General features: G+C 47.4%; 17 protein-coding genes. 6 read left to right on the forward strand and 11 right to left on the reverse strand.

Annotated features, from left to right (window positions below; genetic code table 11):
* The first annotated feature begins 152 nt into the window (after positions 1-152).
* Together argH and CBF27_RS11575 are read left to right on the forward strand one after the other, a co-directional pair.
* Positions 153-1,526, forward strand: a complete 1,374-nt coding sequence (gene argH / locus CBF27_RS11570; protein WP_126814477.1) for an argininosuccinate lyase — start codon at positions 153-155, stop codon at positions 1,524-1,526.
* Positions 1,527-1,647: 121 nt separating this feature from the next.
* A complete protein-coding gene (locus tag CBF27_RS11575; RefSeq protein WP_245986064.1) occupies positions 1,648-2,211 on the forward strand; it encodes a YdcF family protein in 564 nt (187 codons plus the stop codon).
* A 322-nt stretch (positions 2,212-2,533) separates the two neighbouring features.
* Here the strand turns inward: CBF27_RS11575 and CBF27_RS11580 are convergent, their stop codons facing one another.
* The 9 genes from CBF27_RS11580 to dnaE all read right to left on the reverse strand — a co-directional run bounded on the left by CBF27_RS11580 (position 2,534) and on the right by dnaE (position 12,947).
* Entirely contained in the window at positions 2,534-3,289 is a 756-nt protein-coding gene (locus CBF27_RS11580; RefSeq protein WP_245986076.1) for a DUF3307 domain-containing protein, read from the reverse strand.
* Positions 3,289-3,936, reverse strand: a complete 648-nt coding sequence (locus CBF27_RS11585) for a SatD family protein (RefSeq protein WP_126814483.1) — start codon at positions 3,934-3,936, stop codon at positions 3,289-3,291. The genes CBF27_RS11580 and CBF27_RS11585 overlap by 1 nt, the downstream gene beginning before the upstream one ends.
* 109 nt (positions 3,937-4,045) lie before the next feature.
* The gene (gene fur, locus CBF27_RS11590; RefSeq protein ID WP_126814485.1) at positions 4,046-4,510 is read right to left on the reverse strand and encodes a ferric iron uptake transcriptional regulator; all 465 of its coding nucleotides are present in this window, start codon (positions 4,508-4,510) and stop codon (positions 4,046-4,048) included.
* A gap of 104 nt (positions 4,511-4,614) precedes the next feature.
* The gene (locus CBF27_RS11595; protein ID WP_126814487.1) at positions 4,615-5,490 is read right to left on the reverse strand and encodes a CvfB family protein; all 876 of its coding nucleotides are present in this window, start codon (positions 5,488-5,490) and stop codon (positions 4,615-4,617) included.
* A 54-nt stretch (positions 5,491-5,544) separates the two neighbouring features.
* Positions 5,545-5,871: an AzlD domain-containing protein gene (locus CBF27_RS11600; RefSeq protein WP_126814557.1), complete on the reverse strand. Its 327-nt coding sequence runs from the start codon at positions 5,869-5,871 to the stop codon at positions 5,545-5,547.
* A complete protein-coding gene (locus CBF27_RS11605; protein ID WP_245986066.1) occupies positions 5,858-6,577 on the reverse strand; it encodes an AzlC family ABC transporter permease in 720 nt (239 codons plus the stop codon). The genes CBF27_RS11600 and CBF27_RS11605 overlap by 14 nt, the downstream gene beginning before the upstream one ends.
* Positions 6,578-6,700: 123 nt before the next feature.
* Positions 6,701-8,458 carry a pyruvate kinase gene (gene pyk, locus CBF27_RS11610; protein ID WP_126814491.1) on the reverse strand — a complete coding sequence of 586 codons (1,758 nt, stop codon included), beginning with the start codon at positions 8,456-8,458 and terminating at the stop codon, positions 6,701-6,703.
* A gap of 37 nt (positions 8,459-8,495) precedes the next feature.
* Positions 8,496-9,458 carry a 6-phosphofructokinase gene (gene pfkA / locus CBF27_RS11615; protein ID WP_126814493.1) on the reverse strand — a complete coding sequence of 321 codons (963 nt, stop codon included), beginning with the start codon at positions 9,456-9,458 and terminating at the stop codon, positions 8,496-8,498.
* 156 nt (positions 9,459-9,614) lie between these two features.
* The gene (gene dnaE, locus CBF27_RS11620) at positions 9,615-12,947 is read right to left on the reverse strand and encodes a DNA polymerase III subunit alpha (protein ID WP_126814495.1); all 3,333 of its coding nucleotides are present in this window, start codon (positions 12,945-12,947) and stop codon (positions 9,615-9,617) included.
* Positions 12,948-13,100: 153 nt separating this feature from the next.
* Between dnaE and CBF27_RS11625 the strand changes: the two genes are divergently transcribed.
* Positions 13,101-13,280, forward strand: coding sequence for a YjzD family protein (locus CBF27_RS11625; protein ID WP_126814497.1), 180 nt, complete (start codon positions 13,101-13,103; stop codon positions 13,278-13,280).
* A gap of 87 nt (positions 13,281-13,367) precedes the next feature.
* Here the strand turns inward: CBF27_RS11625 and CBF27_RS11630 are convergent, their stop codons facing one another.
* A complete protein-coding gene (locus CBF27_RS11630; protein ID WP_126814499.1) occupies positions 13,368-14,576 on the reverse strand; it encodes a multidrug efflux MFS transporter in 1,209 nt (402 codons plus the stop codon).
* 120 nt (positions 14,577-14,696) lie between these two features.
* Positions 14,697-16,139, reverse strand: a complete 1,443-nt coding sequence (locus CBF27_RS11635; protein WP_126814501.1) for an NCS2 family permease — start codon at positions 16,137-16,139, stop codon at positions 14,697-14,699.
* 212 nt (positions 16,140-16,351) lie between these two features.
* Between CBF27_RS11635 and CBF27_RS11640 the strand changes: the two genes are divergently transcribed.
* Genes CBF27_RS11640 through CBF27_RS11650 form a run of 3 tightly spaced genes read left to right on the forward strand, consistent with a single transcriptional unit; the run spans position 16,352 to position 18,809 of the window.
* Complete coding sequence (locus CBF27_RS11640; RefSeq protein WP_126814503.1) at positions 16,352-16,759, forward strand: GntR family transcriptional regulator; 408 nt, start codon at positions 16,352-16,354, stop codon at positions 16,757-16,759.
* Positions 16,734-17,630, forward strand: coding sequence for an ATP-binding cassette domain-containing protein (locus tag CBF27_RS11645; RefSeq protein WP_245986068.1), 897 nt, complete (start codon positions 16,734-16,736; stop codon positions 17,628-17,630). Before CBF27_RS11640 ends, CBF27_RS11645 begins: the two co-directional genes overlap by 26 nt.
* Positions 17,631-17,642: 12 nt before the next feature.
* Positions 17,643-18,809: a hypothetical protein gene (locus tag CBF27_RS11650; RefSeq protein WP_126814505.1), complete on the forward strand. Its 1,167-nt coding sequence runs from the start codon at positions 17,643-17,645 to the stop codon at positions 18,807-18,809.
* The last annotated feature ends 59 nt before the right edge of the window (positions 18,810-18,868 follow it).

The raw sequence follows: 18,868 nt of genomic DNA on the forward strand, positions 1-18,868 counted from the left end.
TCTGTTGCGAGGCAGCAGTTGCCCGGAAGCAACTATGTGCTGTCCAAATAAATAAGGCTTGCCTCAGGTGAGTTTCTTTCCACTCTGCGGATGGAATAAGGAAACCGGCAAGCTGTTATTTATTTCCTAATTGACTAAAAGAGGTAATCAACATGAAAAAACTTTGGGGCGGCCGTTTTCAAGGAAAAAACGAGCAATGGATTGATGCGTTCGGCGCATCCATTGCTTTCGACCAGGAACTTGCTCCCTATGATATTCAGGGCAGCTTGGCTCATGTCAGCATGCTTGGCAAATGCGGCATTATTTCAAAAGAAGATATGGACACCATCACATCCGGACTGAAACGCATTCAAGACAAACTGGCAAACGGCGAATTGACATTTACGATTGAAAACGAAGACATCCATCTAAATATTGAAACATTTTTGCATGAGGAAATTGGGCCGGTAGCCGGCAAACTCCATACGGCGAGAAGCCGAAACGACCAAGTCGCAACTGACATGCATCTCTATTTGAAAGACATGGTGCAGCAGCTGATTCAAAAAATCCGGCACTTAAGAACTGTGCTGGTGACAAAAGCCGAACAGCATGTTGAAACAGTTATGCCCGGCTACACGCATCTGCAGCATGCCCAGCCCATTTCGTTTGCCCATCATTTGATGGCTTACTATCAAATGCTGACGCGGGATGAGGAGCGTCTTTCGGAAAGTCTCAAACGAATCGACCTCTCCCCGCTTGGTTGTGCCGCGCTGGCCGGGACGACGTTTCCAATCGACCGCAAGTACACTGCTGAACTGCTTGGCTTTGGCGGGATTTACGAAAACAGTCTTGACGGAGTGAGCGACCGGGACTTCATTCTTGAATTTTTAAGTGACAGCGCCATTTTGATGATGCACCTCTCCCGCTTTTGCGAAGAAATCATCCTCTGGTGCAGTCACGAATACCAATTTGTTGAACTGTCAGATACCTTCTCGACTGGCAGTTCCATCATGCCGCAAAAGAAAAATCCTGATATGGCGGAACTAGTCAGAGGAAAAACAGGACGGGTCTTTGGTCAGCTGACGGGTCTGCTGACTGTCTTAAAAGGCCTGCCTCTGGCTTATAATAAAGATTTGCAGGAAGATAAAGAAGGCATGTTCGATACGGTATACACGCTATCCACCAGTCTTGATATCATGAGCGGCATGATCGACACGATGACAGTGAAGACGGACACTATGGCGCAGTCAACTGAAAAAGATTTTTCCAATGCAACTGAACTGGCGGATTACTTGTCGGCAAAAGGTATTCCTTTCCGGCAGGCGCATGAAATTGTCGGCAAGCTCGTCCTCTCCTGCATTCAGCGGGGAATCTACTTGCAGGATGTAGCGCTGGACGAGTATCAGGACATCTCGCCGTTGATTGAGGAGGATATCTACGACGCGTTGGACTCCTACACAGCCATGAACCGCCGGAATTCTCTGGGCGGCACAGGGACAGAACAAGTCCGGGCTGCCATTGCCAAAGCAAAAGCCGACTTGTCATAAGTCACTGAAAAAGCACACGTCACCAAATTATTGACGTGTGCTTTTTAATGCGTTCCGTCACCTAAAAAACCGAGAATAGTGTATGATTGACACAAAGACCGCTCGAAGGAGGGAACGCCTGATGATGACATTGTTGTTAGTCCTGACAGCCGTCTGTGTGTTGTATTTAGCAATCATCTTTTGTTTGATACTTTCCGGCACGCGCAGCCAGCCCGACAATCATGCCGATACTCTGCTGATATTGGGTGCACAAGTCAAAGGCACCCCGGCGCGCCCCAGCCAGTCGCTGAAAGAACGGCTGGATGCCGCCCTGCCGTATCTTTTCGCCAATCGGGCGACTACTATTATCGTATGCGGCGGTCAAGGGCCTGATGAGTCCGATACAGAAGCCAATGTGATGGCCGACTATTTGATAACCCGCGGAATCGAGCGCAAACGGCTCATTAAAGAAGACACTTCAACACGGACTAAAGAGAACCTGCTTAACGCGATGGCAAAGCGGGAACTGGGCAAGACGGTGATAGTGACGAACGATTTCCACCTCTACCGTGCAAAGCTCCTGGCCAAACGTCTAGGGATTAACCGGGTATCCGGCATCCCTGCACCCTCCCGCAATCCTTCAACCGTGCTGATGTATGCGCGGGAAATATTGGCTCTTGCCTACGGCTTTTTGGCTGACTGGTAAGTCCGGCGCAGCGGCGGAAAACAGTTTCGTTTTCAAAAATCGGCTACGTGCAAGAGAAACAGTTCTGTTCTGCGGTAAAAGCTGCACCTGTTTTCCTGATGCTTACTTTTTTCATTCGTTTGTGATAAACTATGATTATCCATTCTAAACGCTCCTGAGTTTTGTGATGTCTCACTCACCTCACTATTGAAACTCCGGAGTGTTTTTTTGCGCGCAAAAAAACGCCAATCCAATGAGTTGGCGCGGTTCATTTCGGCAGGCAGGATTCCGGTTTCCGGCTGAAACCGCGAATGCTGCCGGCGGTATGTATTTTTCACAGACATCAGCGCCACGGGAATGAAAAAATGACCAGATAGGCAATGAACGTCACGGTCACACTGAACAGTGTACCGATGAGATAATATTCTGAAAATGCCTGGTCTTTGGAAATCTTGTCATACCGTGTGATGGATTTGGCTGTCAGTATCAACCCAATGGCGGCGTACTGCTGGAGCAACAAAAGCAGGCCCATCAGTATCCGCTCCATGTTGCCAATCAGCGCCCCGGCACCGTCCACCGTCCGGTCGCTAGCAGCAGGCTGAACCAGCTGTTCAGATATCTGATTCAGCTTCGGCACGTACTGGTATTTGGCAAACACCGTTTTAAATGTGATATTGGTCGGTTTCAAAAGCACGAGGAGAAACAACGTCATTGCAACAACTGAAGATGCGACGACGTTTTCAACTGCCGGCAGCTGCCGGTTAAAGAAAAAATGCACCCCGATAAGTGTTGCAACATGCAGCAGCTGGTCTGCAATATAGATGTACTGGCGTTTGATTTTAGCCGATGCGCCCTGTCTTTCTGCGGCACACTTCAACAAATCAATGGCCGCATGGATGGTGACAAGCAGCAACACAGCCATAAGCAGGGGCCGTGTCCGCCCCAGCAGGGCAACGACGAGGTAAGGTACGCTGTAAATCACGCAGTGCTGTAACGTATAGCGGTAGTTTTTTTGTTTTTTCCCGGCAAGCCGGTCTGTCTGCAAGTAAAAATCACCAAGCAGGTGGCAAATAAAGAAAAACTGCAGCATGGTCGTCATCACTTGTCCCACTCCTTTTTTAAACTGCGGGTAATACTGTTTTTCATGCCGAGGTATTGATAGTAACCGGTACTTTGCACGCGCTGATTGACAGCCTGAGTGGTAATGCCCAAGAGTTCGGCAAGTTTGACTTGCGACACATCCAGCGAATGCCCGAAATTCAGGATGCTTTCCCGGATTAACGCCGTCTGGCTGTCACGCCAGCGGCTCTCGACAAAATCGCACAATGCCAAGCTGTCATTGACCACTTGCTGCAGGGGACTGTCTTCATCCCAAATAATCATCAGACCGCCGGTATCATGCACAGTCTCGATTGCCGCCCGTGCATGCCAATAGGCCGGCCCGTCTGCACCAATGCTCAGCTCGCGTGTGATATCTGTCGTGATGTCGCCAAAGCCGATGCCGAACCTGACTTTGACCGGCAGCATGCGAAACTTGATTTTATCTGCGATTTCCAAGAGAACATCCGGTGTTTTAAATAATCCTTGAAATTCGTCACCCAGCGTGACAGTCAGATTCGAGGCGACAGCACTGCTGTACTCCTGATTCAACTCTGCCAGAATCTGTTTCAACTGCTCTTGAACATACTGGCGGTCAGGCAGTTTTTTTGACTCCACTAAATCACCAATCAATGCCGCATACATCATCACGCACCCCTTTCTCTGTCAGTTTAACAGAACAACGAAAAAAATCAAGGTTATAACCTTGATTTCGTCCAATTAAAGGTTATAACCTTGATTTTTACCACAAAACGTCCTAATCAGCAGTGTTGTTTTTTTCCTGACATTTCCGGCAGACGCCATGAAACGTCAAGCGGTGGTCTTTTACCAGAAAATGAAATTCCTTTTCGACCAGCCGTTCCACATCGCCTAATAAATCATCTTCCACTTCTTCAATGTCGCCGCATTCCAAACACAACAGATGGTGGTGAAAATGTTTTGCGCCTTCTTTGCGCATGTCGTAGCGTGCCAAGCCGTCATTAAAATTTACTTTGTCAAGGATTTTCAGTTCTGTCAGCATTTCAAGCGTCCGGTAAACGGTCGCCAAACCGATATCCGGGCTTTTCAATTTTACCAGCATGTAAATTTCTTCGGCTGACAGATGGTCTTTTTCATTTTCCAGCAGCACCATCACAGTTGCCTCGCGCTGGGGAGTCAGTTTATAATTGGCTCCGTGCAACTGTTCTTTGATTTTTTTCAGTGTTGGTACATGTCGGGTCATTGCCTATCTCACACCTTATTTATAATAATTATAATTTATGCGTAAAAGACGCACGATTAATTTATATTTATTATAAATTAATCACGCATCTTTTTCAACCATTCTCAATTAGAAGATTTATCCGGCTTCAACAGAACTGTAAACCCGTCTTCCTGTTTGACCAGCCGCTGTTTGAGCAGAGATCCCAGCGCCCGTTTGAACTGTCCTTTGCTGATGCCGAAAGCCTGTTTGATGTCTTCCGGTGCCGATTTGTCCGTAAACGGCAGACGCCCGTCCCGTGACTGTTCCAACAATGTCAGCAGCATAGCGGCATCATCTGAAATCACTTCATGCGCCCGCGGTTTCAAAGAAATATTCAGCACGCCGTCCGGACTCATGCCGATGACCCGTCCCTGCACAACTTCGCCGAGCCGCGGTTCCTGATAGCGCTCCGACGGATGAATAAACCCGAGATGCGACTCGCTGGTAATCACATACGTCCCTGCCAGCTTCAGCCGGTAGACAGTCGCCGTGATATTTTGATTGTGCATCTTTTTAATATCAGCCGGCATGCTGGTCGCGACAATTTGAACATCCTCAGCCAAAGTCGCCCACAAACGGTGCTTGTCGTCCACCCGCAGACCAACCATCAAGCGGTCGCCTTTTTTCGGCCAAAGTGTCTTCATTTCCGGCAGCTCATCCAGCGACAGCGGGATGTCTTTGTCCGGTAGACCGACATCGAGAAAGACGCCCAGGTCCCGGCGGGAATCCACGACATCGCAGAAAGCAAATTTGCCGACAGCAATCTTGGGCAATTGCGTCGTAAATGCCAGCTGTTGTTTTTGATTGTAATAGCCAAAGCCTTCAACGGCCTCTCCCAGCTTCAACGGTGTTTCTGATTTACGCAGGCGGAAAGTGTCGCCCTCTTGTTGTACAAAATAATAGTGTTCATTCTCGTCAATGACGAGTGCTGTAAATACTGTTCCAATTAATTGACTCATGTCAGTCTCCTCTTTTTCTTTAGACACCCCATTATACCATATCAGCGGGCAATCTTACATGAGAAGTCTCAGCACTGCCATGGAAATAATTCCGGTCAGCACCGTCCACATCAAATTTCTGCTGAACGCCCCCACCAAAAGCGTCGGGATACTCGCCAGCAGATTTTCCACGTTGAGCGTCGGAAACCCGTCTGTGTGTGTGACCAAAAGCGACTGCACGAACAGCGCAGTGAGAATACACATCGGAATATAAGACAAAAACGTTTTAAGTTTTTTCGGAAATTCAAGACGCTTGGCAAATACAAACGGCAGCACGCGTGGCAGCCAGGTAACGAGACCGCTGCCCAAAATCACCAGCAGCACATACTTACTTATCGTCATCATGCAGCATGACCCCCATTCCACATCCTAATAATGTCGCAATCAGTACACTCATCTCAGGTGACAGCCAGCGCATCAGCACATATAAACTGACAATGACCGTCAGCAAAGTTGTGACCGTTTGCTTGGTGCGTTTGCGCATCGGCCGCTCCACCTGCAATACAATCAGCCCGATAAACATGGCCGACAGCGCAAAGTCCAAGCCGATTTTTTCCGGGTTAGGGAGCCACTCGCCTAAAATACCGCCAAGCATCGTGGACAAAATCCAAACCAGATAAGCTGTCACATTCAACCCGTTGGTCCAGGCGACAGAGACTTGTTTCCGGTTCATGATGGCTGTCATCAGCACACCGTAAGATTCATCTGTCAACAGCGTGCCGATACCGATGGACGGCAGCATTTTTTCTTTTCTAAAATAATCTGCGACCGACAAACTCATTAAAAAATGTCGCAGATTGACCAGAAACGTCGTAAAAACAATCGCTGTCACCGGGCTGTGAATCAGCAGCATGCCGGTGATAATAAATTGGGCGCTGCCGGCATACACGATAACCGACAGCAGCGTGATTTCCAGCAGCGACAACCCGGAACTTTTTCCAACGACGCCTGCCGCGATACCGATGCCGAGATAGCCCAGTATGGTCGGCACACATGCCTTCACACCTTCTTTGAACGTGATATACCCTTTCGAATACTCATTAGTCACGTAATCCCTCCTGAATCGTCGGAACATTCCGAATTTTTATGTTGTAAGAATCATTCTATCAGATTCCGGCAAAGAAAAAAACATCTTTCTTTACAGAAAGATGTTTTCAACAGCAGATGCGGTTTACATGAAGGACGTTTCACCTTCGTAAATCACACCGTGTTTCGCATTTGCAGTGATAATCATGCCGTCTTTGATAACTTTTGTTGCTTTGTCTACGCCGACGATGACTGGTGTGCCGGTAGCAATACCAATAACTGCTGCATGTGACGTCAAGCCGCCGTCTTCAACGATTACGGCAGATGCTTTTTCGATAGCCGGCATATAGTCTTTGTCAGTTGTGCTGACAACTAGAATACCGTCTTCTTCCATTTTAGCATTGGCTTCTGCTGCTGATGTTGCAACAACAGCTTTGCCGCAAATCGAAACAGAGCCGACACCTTGTCCTGCTGCCAGTTTGGAGCCAATCAGCTGAATCTTCATCAAGTTGGTCGTGCCTTTCTCACCTACTGGTACGCCAGCTGTGATGATGATCAGGTCGCCGTCTTTGGCAAAACCAGTGCTTTTTGCCAGACGCGTTGCTTCATTGAACATATCGTCTGTTGATTCAGGCTTGCTGATAACTGACGGGAAAACACCCCAGCACAGTGCCAGACTTCTTGCACGCTGTTCCGTAAATGTTGCAGCAACGATATGCGCTTTCGGACGATATTTGGAAATCATTTTCGCTGTATGACCGGATTCCGTAGCGGCAACGATTGTTTGAATACCCAGATTTTTCGCCGTGTGACCGACTGCCTGACCAATCGACTCAGTCATGTCAGATTTCTTGAACAGTTTCAATGTGTAAGCATCACGGTCGACCAATGCGCCTTCTGTTCTGACAGCAATGTTGTGCATTGTCTGCACTGCTTCTACCGGGTAATCACCGGCAGCTGTTTCGCCTGACAGCATGATGGCATCTGTACCGTCATAGATAGCGTTGGCAACGTCAGACGCTTCTGCACGGGTCGGACGCGGGTTATGCTGCATGGAATCCAGCATTTGCGTCGCTGTAATAACCGGTTTGCCAAGGAAGTTACATTTTTTGATTAATTCTTTCTGGGCAATCGGCACTTCTTCCGTCGGGATTTCAACACCCAAGTCTCCGCGAGCAACCATCAAGCCGTCGGAAACTTTCAGGATGTCGTCGATATTGTCAATCCCTTCCTGATTTTCGATTTTGGAAATGATTTGAATGTGCGTTGCATCTTCCTCTTCCAAAATCTTCGTGATTTCCAGCACATCGCTTGGACGGCGGACAAAACTTGCCGCGATGAAGTCGATGTCTTGGGAAATACCGAAGCGGATATCAGCAGCATCTTTTTCAGTGATACCCGGCAGATTGATGGATACGTTTGGTACATTGACACCTTTTTTATTTTTCAGTGTGCCTTCATTCAGCACCTTTGTGACCAGTTCGTTAGCTGCTTTATCAATGTCAGTCACTTCTAAGTCAATCAGGCCGTCATCCAAAAGGATATGACTGCCGACATGTACATCATTAATCAGATCCGCGTATGAAACAGAGAATTTTTCTCTTGTGCCTTCCACTTGTTCCATGGCAATTCTTACGACATCGCCGATTTTGAAGTCGATTTTACCATCCTTCATATCATGTGTACGAATTTCCGGACCTTTAGTATCCAACAGGATAGCCACTGTCTTGCCAGTGATTTTGCTGGCTTCACGAATGTTTTTGATACGGTTGCCGTGTTCTTCGAAATCCCCATGCGAAAAATTCAACCGGCAGACGTTCATTCCCGAATTCATCAAGTTTACTAGTGTGTCTACGGACTCACTTGCAGGTCCTATCGTACAAACGATTTTTGTTTTTTTCATGCATAACGCTCCTATATGTAAATTTGTTTAATACCGATTAGAAAGAAAGTGCTTGGTTCAATTGATACAAACTTAAATCAGGGTTGTGTTTCTTGTTTTCCAAAGTGTCGACAATGTCCGCTGCAACCAGTTTATTGTCCAAAAGACCAACGCACAGACCGCCTTTGCCTTCTTTCAGAAGGTCAACTGCGTAGCCGCCGAATTTGCTGGCCAGAACTCTGTCGCGGGCCGTCGGCGAACCGCCGCGGACGATATGTCCGAGAACCGAGACACGCGTATGGAAGTTGCCGTACTCTGATAGTTGTTCGGCAAATTCTTCGGCGCCCATAACGCCTTCTGCCAACACAATCAGACAATGTTTCTTGCCGCGGTCGCGGCCGTCGCGAATTTTGTTGGCAACCGACTCCATGTCGAATTCATGCTCAGGGATGATGATGTCATCCGCACCGCCGGCAACACCAGCCCAAAGAGCAATATCGCCTGCATTACGTCCCATGACTTCGATAACGAAGGTCCGGACGTGAGATGTTGCGGTGTCACGAATACGGTCGATACTTTCCAGCACAGTATTGATTGCTGTATCGAATCCGATGGTAAAGTCTGTCCCCGGAATGTCGTTGTCGATCGTGCCCGGGATACCGATTGCCGGGAAGCCGCGTTTCGTCAGTGCCATTGCGCCGTGATAAGACCCGTCGCCGCCAATAACAACCAATCCTTCAATTCCGAATTTTTTCAGCTGCTCGATGCCTTTCAGCTGCCCTTCTTCAGTTGCAAATTCAGGGTAGCGGGCAGAGAACAGACGTGTGCCGCCTCTTTGAATGATGTCACCCACATCGGGAATATCCAGACGACGGATATCACCGACAACTAGTCCGGCATACCCGTAGTTAATCCCGTAAACTTCCATTCCTTCATATATTGCTTTTCTTGTTACAGCTCGAACCGCAGCATTCATGCCCGGTGCGTCGCCACCGCTGGTTAAAATAGCGATACGCTTCATTTCTTTCACCTCAACCAATAATAATCATGTATTTTTATATAAAATGTAAAAAATACTTTAATCCAAAAATCATTCTACCATTTTTTCAATCAAATGTCTTTGTAAAACGAAAAAAATGATGAAAAAATGTTGAAAACCGTTTTTAATCACGATTATTTACTTAAAAACTACATGGCTTTCATGTAATAATTGCCCCAGTTCCGATTTCAGCTCGGCGCTGTCGTTCACCCAAAATTTTTCGTCCAGGACAGCTGACGTGTTGTTTTTTTCATAAAAAAGGATAACCGGGATATTTCCGCCGTGCTGCATTAAAATATCTTTCAGCTGTCTTAAAGCAGTCGGTGTATCATTCGTTTCTTCTATTTTAAGGTAGCATTTTGTGCGTGCGACTTTATCTTCGAAAGAAGCGGCCGGCCGGCATGTCTCGGCAATCAGCTGGATGTTTTGATTGTAGCGGCTCCGCTCCACTTTTCCGGTCACCACATAAACCTGCTCCATCTCAACTTGCATGCCGATTTGCCGAAATAATTTCGGAAACACCGTCACAGACAAATCGCCGGTATCGTCATCGCCCTCGACAAATGCCATCGACTCTCCCTTTTTCGTGCGAATCTTGCGCACATTTTTAACATAAAGCAACAACGCAGCCTGCTGTCCTTCAACAATCTGGTTAATCGACTGAATCCCCAGCGGCAAGCGCAAAAATTTGTACTCATCGACCGGATGCCCTGATAAATAAGTGCCTAAATAATGTTCTTCCTGCTTTAACTTTTCTTCCATTGAATAGTCGGCAACCGGCTCTTTTTTCAAAGTCAGCATATCCAGCAGGTCCATACTGCCGCCGCTGTACTGAATATTGCGAATCAGGCCGTCCAGCTCCATCACCAGCTGCTTCCGATTGCTGTGAAGACTGTCAAAAGCCCCGACATGAATCAACGGCAAGATGTTGTCTTCTTTCAACCATTTCCGGTCGATCCGCAGCAAAAAGTTGTCCAGCGATTTATACCGCCCGCCTTCCCGGCGCACAGCAAGGATGTTTTGAATGAAATCGCGCCGCATGCCTTTCAATGAACTGAATCCGAACAAAATACTGTTTTGATTCAGGTAAAAGCTGTAGTCGCTCTTGTTAATGTCCGGTGCGTCCACTGTCACGCCGAACCGTTTGGCTTCAGCAATGTATTCCTTGATTTTCGGCAGATTGTGTCTGACAGAGTGCAGCAGTGATGCAAAAAAAGAGGACGGATAATGCACTTTTAAATAAGCCATCTGGTAGGCAATCACCGAATAAACGACCGCATGCGAGCGGTTGAAGCCGTAATTGGCGAACCGTTCGATGTAATCATACACTTGATTGGCCACCGCTTCCGAGTAGCCTTGTTGAAGCGATCCTTCGACAAAATGCTGACGCTCCCTGTCAAGCACGTCCTTCTCCTTTTTGCTGATTGCACGCCGCAAAATATCTGCCTGTCCAAGGGTGAAACCAGCCATCTTTGAAGCCACCTGCATGATTTGCTCCTGATAAACAATGATGCCGTATGTCACATCCAAAATCGACTTCAAGTTTTCATGGGGGTAGCTGATTGGTGCTTTGCCGTGCTTGCGTTTGATAAACAAATCGATGTTTTCCATCGGTCCCGGACGATACAACGCGTTCACCGAAGCAATGTCTTCAATGGAGGTGGGTTGCAGCTTCCTCAGCACATTTTTGATGCCGGCTGATTCAAACTGAAAGACCCCGACCGTATCGCCCCGGCGGAAAAGCGCCAGCGTCTGCTCATCATCCAACGGAATCTGTTTGATGTCGATGCGTTTGCCATGTCTTTTCTCAATGGACGTCAACGTGTCGCCGATAATCGACAAGTTTCTCAGACCGAGAAAATCCATCTTCAACAGGCCGATTGCCTCAACATCTCCCATGGCAAACTGGGTCAGCGGAATACCGTTGGCACCTTCCTGCAGCGGAATCAGCTGTGTTAAGTCCCGGTCGCTGATGACCACGCCGGCTGCGTGCGTCGACACATGCCGCGGCAAACCTTCAATCGCACAAGCTGTGTCAAACAGCAGACGGTTGCGGTCAGATGTTTCAACCAGCTGCTGGAGCTTTCTCGACGAACGGACAGCTTCCTGCAGCGTGATTTTCAACACATTCGGCACGGCATTAGACCACTGGTTCGCCTCAGATTGAGACAAACCGAACACACGCGTGACATCCCGCAAAGCCATCTTCGCCGCCAGCGTGCCGAACGTGGCAATCTGGGCGACGTGATGGTGCCCGTATTTGCGGTTGACGTATTGCAGCAGCTCGTCACGCCGATTATCCGGAATATCCATATCAATATCGGGCATCGTGTAGCGTTCCTTGTTTAGAAACCGCTCAAACAAGAGACCATACTGAATCGGGTCGACATCCGTAATTGACAGAACGTACGACACCAGCGACCCCGCCGCCGACCCGCGGCAGGCTGTCACAATCTGCCGGCTGTGGGCATACGCCATCACGTCCCAGACAATCAGAAAATAATCGTCATAACCCATGTCATGAATGACCGACAGTTCCATGTCAAGCCGTTCATGATAGTCCGCTCCGGCATCCGCAATCCGCAGCGGCAAATTCGTTTCGCACAGCCGCCGCAAATAGCTGTGTGCCGTCTCGCCTTCCGGTACAGGAAATTCGGGCAGCAGCTTTTGATGAAGCGGCAGCTCCACTTGGCAGGCAGCTACAATTTGTTCAAGGTTATCAAGCGCCCTGTCCAGTCCCGCCCGTTTGAATTTTGCAGCCATCTCATCAGCAGTCGGCAAATAATACGGTCCCGTTTGGTCGGTCATATCAAGTGACAGCTGAGTGCCCTGCTGGATGTGGGACAAAACTTTGACAGAAAAATCATCGCTCGGGTATAAATAACGGACATCCTGGACAGCCGCCAGCGGGATATGCCGGCTGTCGCAAAAATCCACCCACTGTTCTCGTGCCGCATCTTCGTCACGGTGTACAGCAACACCGCCGTATACCGGCACATCGGCAAACAATTCTTCCCATTCCGCCAGCAAATCAGGCAGTTTGTCCTGATAGCCGCCTGCAGCTGCCGCACCTAACTCGCTGCGGTGCTGAGGCACGATGACAATGACGTCCTCGAGAAAATCTGCAATGTCGCGCAGCTGAAAAGTGTCTGACGGCGATTGTTCCATCTTCGCCGTTGAGATTTTCATCAGCTGGTGATACCCGTGCACATTTTCAGCCAGCAGGATGATGCGAAACACCTCATCTGAAACATGCGCAGACTGGTATTCGAGGGTCAGCCCCAAAATGGGGCGGATATCTTCCTTGCGGCACGCACGGTAAAATTCCACCGCCCCGTGCATCGCATTGATATCAGTGATGGCAATCGCCTCATAGCCGTATGCTTTGCTTTTTGCCACCAGTTCGTCAATTCGGTTAGTGCTTGCCAGCAGCGAATATGCTGTCAGCATTTGCAGCTGTCCAATACCCATGCCTTTCCCGCCTTTCTTTCAGAATTCATTATAGCATAGAGTGCCTCTGATGATGAATGATTAACTTCTTCTGCCGGTTTTGATATTTCTTTCCCGTATCTTTACTTTTTAAGAAAAAATTGGTACACTAGCCAATGAAAAGAGGTGTTCCTGATGGATAAATTAGCTGTATTTGTTTGGGCCGCTATACTTGGTCAGATTGTCAGCTTCATAGGTGGCTCCCTGACTCATGGATCATACGACTTTTTACAATCACTGATTGTTTCCTTATTGACCGCCCTAGTTGTTATTTTAATCGGCGAAGCAAGCAAACCGGAAAAAGAGCATCAGTAATCTTGCGCACAATACAAAAGACACACATGTGTTGATACCAGCCTGAACAGCGGTCCGAAAGGAGCCGGCAGTCAGGCTGTCAAATCATTACATGTGTGTCTTTCTTATTTTAAACAGTTCCCCTCTGAAGACACCGACCGTAATCAGGATGTTCAATCCTATCAGCAGTCCGGTAATCAGAAACACTGCCCGGTAATCCATGACGTTGGCAATCGCTGACCCGATCAGCGGTCCGGCGACTTGCCCCAGATTGGTAAACATCTGGTTAAAGCTGAAAATCCGGCTCACCCCTTCAACCGGTGTGATTTTGCTGATAAGCGTGTTGATGGAAGGCATGAGCGCCCCTGTTGAAAATCCCATCGCAAAACGCAGCAGTCCCAGCTGAAACGGCGTCTGCACAATCGACATCGGCAAGATGCAGATCATTGCCAGCACCAGTCCGAAAAACAAAATGTTTTGATTGCCCACATGATCGCCGATTTTCCCAAGTACTGGCGCCGAGACAAATGCCGACACCCCTGAGACAGACACAATCAATCCGCTGATAAACAAAATATTGCCGGTGTTGCCGCCCAATTCACGAATATAAAGTGTCAGAATCGGACTGATACTGGTCATGCCGATTTGTAAAATCAGCGTAGTGACAAACATACCAATCAGCACACCGGGACGGGTGATTTGCTGAAAGACTTCTTTCGTCGGCAGCATGTTCTTTCTGGAAACAGGTTTGAAATCTTCCTTCACATAGACAATGGTCAGCACAGTCGTAATCAAAAGAATCAGCCCGGTAATGATAAATACATTTTGCATCCCGAACAGCTCCGCCAAAAAACCGCCCATTGACGGACCAATCAGATTACCCGCGACAGACCCCGTTGCCAGCGTGCCCAGCGCCCAGCCGTTTCTGTCCATCGGTGCCTGGGAGGCAATCATAGCGGTGGCATTGGGAATATAGCCTGCCAGTATGCCGTTTAAAAAGCGCATAAACAGCAGCCAGTAAACATTCGGCACAAAAGCGAGCGCCCCCATGGTAATCGTCATCCCCGCCGCAGCGCGGATCATCATCAGTTTCCGACCTTTTCTGTCGGCCAAGTTCCCCCAAATCGGCGACACGATCGCTGCTGAAAGAGCCGTTGCACTGATAGCTAAACCTGAATAAAACTCAACTCTGTTAGCCGGTGCGCCTAACTGTTCAATATAAATTGGAATAAACGGCATGACCAAACTAATACTTGCCCCCGTAAAGAAACAGCCAATCCATGCAACATACAAATTTTTCTTCCAATTTATTTTCATTTACCATTCGCCTCATTTTATTATCGTTCACCGTTTATTATACACTACTTGGCACATATGCAAAGAAAAGATTGCCAGACAAAAAAAGATGCCGTTTTTCGGCATCTTCTCTATAACAACTTATTTACCTAAAAAAGCAATCACGATAAAATTCAGTAGAAACAGCGCTGTTACCGCCCATAACACAGGGGAAATCTGTTTGGTCTTGCCTTTTACTACTTTAACAATCACGTAGAAAATAAATCCGGCAGCAATCCCGTAAGATATGCTGTAGCACAGTCCCATGAAAATAGACGTAAAGAATGCCGGAATCGCATCTTCCAAATCAATCCAGTTGATGTCTTTAAAGGAAGCCATCATCATAACACCGACCAGAATCAATGCCGGTGCAGTAGCCTGAGCTGGAACAACTCCGACAATCGGCGACAAGAAGCTGCTGAGCAAGAAAAGAATCGCTACCACAACAGAAGTCAACCCGGTACGTCCGCCGGCGCCGATCCCTGCGGCACTTTCCACAAAAGTTGTTGTATTCGATGTACCGAATACCGCACCAACAGATGTTGCAATCGCATCCGCAAACAAAGCTTTATCCATTTTTGATTTGAAGCCTCTGCCGGATTCCACAGCTTCTTCATCTTCCTTGCTGAAAATCCCCGTTCTGCGGCCTGTGCCGATAAATGTCCCGATTGTATCAAACACATCAGACAAACTGAACGCCAGTACTGTCAGCAGGACTTGCGGAATTTTGGATACATCTGTGAACAGTGAAGGCAGCCCTTCCGGACCGAATGCCGCACCGAACGTTGTACCCAGTTCCTTGACGGAATTGCCCAATGAATTTTCTGCAAAGTCAACAGCTGATAAATCAACGACCCCCATCGGTACCGCAAGAATCGATGTCACGATAATCCCGATCAGGATGGCTCCCCGGACATTTTTCACAACTAACACCGATGTAATAACAAGTCCGATAACAGCCAGTAAAATCGGCATGTTGTCGAAGTTTGCCAAAGCCGGTACGATGCCGCCGCCAGTCACCACGTTGACGACTGTATCGCCTTCAACTACTGCTGATTTGATACTGCCGGCATCGGAAGTAAATTCCAGCAGGCCCGCATTTTTAATGCCGACGTACGCAACAAATATACCAATCCCGCCGCCGATGGCACTTTGCAGACTTTCAGGAATTGATTTGATGATCAGTTTTCTGAATTTAGTCACTGTAATTAAAATATTGATAAGACCACATAAAAAAACCATTGCCAGAGCTTGCTGCCACGTATAACCTAGCCCCATGACCACAGTGAAGGTGAAAAAGGCGTTCAATCCCATCCCCGGCGCTTGTGCGTAAGGCACATTCGCAAACAGGCCCATCACCAGCGTACCCACGACAGACGCAATAATCGTGGAAAGAAAAACAGCTTGAAACGGCATGCCCGACAGAGATAAAATCGACGGGTTAACAAATAAAATATAACTCATTGCAAAAAAGGTCGTAAATCCCGCCACAACTTCCGTCCCGACAGTTGTTTTGTTTTCTTTCAACCTAAAAAACTTTTCCATACGTTTACCATCATTCCTTTGCGATTTGTTCGTTATTTATGATTCCATAGTAAAGTATAACCAGTTGCACCATTAAATTCAATAAAATAATGAATTAAAATTGAATTTTTTAAGACAATGTTCGTGTTTTAATACATGTTAAAGGGCGCCTTTACAGATACAAGTGTTCTATGTATACTAGTACACATAATGATTTAAAGGAGACTGCTTTCGTGATTCAGATTAAAAAAGATTCCAGCAAACCGATATATGAACAAGTCGTGTTCGGTGTGAAGGAAAGTATTCTGCACGGCGCCCTGCTTCCCGGCGACAAAATACCGTCGATTCGCGAGATGGCCAACCAACTGTTGCTGAATCCAAATACGATTAGTAAAGCGTACGGTATTTTGGAAGACCAGGATATCATCGAAACGGTGCAAGGCAAAGGCACTTTTGTAAAACAGACAGAACCGGTCTTGCGCAACGAGCTGGACGTCAGAATGCTGAAAAAGAAACTGACAGAGCTGGTCATCGAAGCTTTTTACATCAAAGTCGGAAAAGAAGAAATGATACAGTGGATCGAAGACGCTGTAGAACAGTTTGGAGGACCTAACCATGACACTGACAGTGAAGAATCTTAATAAACAAATCGACAGGCAAGCCATACTCGAGCACATTGGATTTTCCGTTTCAGCCGGTGAAATCGTCGGCTTGATCGGGCGCAACGGCACCGGCAAAACCACTCTCTTCCGGACAATCGCCAATCATTATGCCAAAGACAGCGGGATTGTTTCAATTAACGGAATAAATATTGATGAACAGCCGAAAAGCTATCAGGAAATATTCTATCTTGATACCCAGCATTTGTTTATTGCCGGGCTGACGCCTAAGCAAATCGCCGCTTACTACCGCTTGTTTTTTGAGCAATTTGACACAGAAAAATATTTTGCGTTGTTGAAGAAACACCAGCTTGCGCCCGATTTGAAATTTCAGCGCTTTTCAAAAGGAATGCAGGCGCTTATCAGCGTCATCACAGCCTTTTCGAGCAATGCTTCCTACATCTTGCTGGATGAACCGTTTGACGGTCTGGATATCATTATCAAAAAACAAGTCATGAGACTGGTGCTGAATGAAGTCAGCACGCATCAGCGGGGCATCATCATTTCTTCCCATAATCTGCCGGAGCTGGAAGACATCATCGACCACGTGCTGATTTTGAAAAATCAAACTCTTGTCAGGGACTACTATCTGGAACGTATCCGCGAAACATCCCGCAAGTTCCAAATGGTTTTCCGCAAAAAAGAAGTGCCTGCTGTTATCAAAGAAAACTGCCGCATCATTCAAGTCCAAGGGCGTGTGATTATCGGAATCTTTGAGGACCTGACAGAAGAACTCCAACAAGAAATCTTACAGCTTGAACCTGCTTTGTTCGAAGAAATGCCGATTACGTTGGAAGATTTGTTTGCCGCTAATTTAACGAAAGACAGCGATTATGTGCTGTTTGACAAATAAAGGGGGAAATTCATGAATAACGGACTAGCTCACTTGCTGCTGCGCAGGTATTGGAAGATGATGGTGCTGCTGCTCGTTGTATTGGTCGGCAACGCCGTATATGTATCGGCGACGTTTGTCGGGGACTGGAAGCTGGCTTATTCTTACTATCACTCCGATGAGTTTAAAAAGATGTTCAATGAAGATGAAGAAATAAAACAGGACGGAAAAATATACCTCTACTCGAAAGAAAACGGCGAGGAAGTCTACACAAACAGCTATCAGGAATATGTCGATTTTAACGCAACAGTTTTCAATGAGTCGGGATTTTACAGCTATGATTTGACCGGAGGCTATTTTTATACGACTGCACTAGTCGCTGCCATTGCCGGCTGCCTGCTCTTTATGTTTGACTTGAAGACGCATTTCAATACACTGCTCTTCTCATCGCGTTTTTCAAAAAAGAGTATCTATTTTATGAAACACCTGCTCGTGACAGGCACATTCATACTGTCGCTGATTATCAGCAAAATCGTCTATCTGGCGATATTATTACGCAACATCCCTGAGAAATACTTGAATGCCGGTTTAATGGAGTTGATGCCGTCAGTGGTCGTCAATGTGCTTGCCCTTGCGACAACTTTCATCGCCGCATCACTGCTCGGTCTGGTGCTGGGGGAATGGATCAGCGGGCTCGGCACCATCGCCTTTTTCTTCGTCACGTTTGGCATGTTCACGTCACAATTGTATGCTGCTTCGGAACAAATCGCAGCATACTATGAGAAAACAAATCAGCTGTGGCCGTTCATCAACATGCTGACATCACCGGCGATTCAACCGCGTGTGGTGCACCCCGGAGAAGTCGCCTTGCCGCTTCTGCTCAGCGGCGGCTGCTTGTTGGCCGGTGCCGCGCTGTATCAGCGGCTGTCACTTGAAAATAACGGCAACTACCTTATGTTTGACAAACTGAGGAAACCGATGCAGCTCCTAATCGTCATCTACACGGTGATGCTGTTCCGTCTCGACCGCCATGTCAGATATTTGTTCCCGCTGTCTTTTGAGACACCTGGCAGTTTCTTCAGTATCACGGCAAAAACACTGGGGTTTGGGGCAATGGTCTATGTTTTGACAGACTTTCTGATTTATCGCCGCATCCCGTTCAAACAGCATTTGTTAAAATGGGTAAAAAGGGCGCAATAAGTCCATTTCCGGAACATAAAAAGGGTTTTATTTGAAAAATTGCCGAATCAAGACTACAA

The organism is Vagococcus acidifermentans, assembly GCF_003987655.1.
Taxonomy (GTDB): domain Bacteria; phylum Bacillota; class Bacilli; order Lactobacillales; family Vagococcaceae; genus Vagococcus_B; species Vagococcus_B acidifermentans.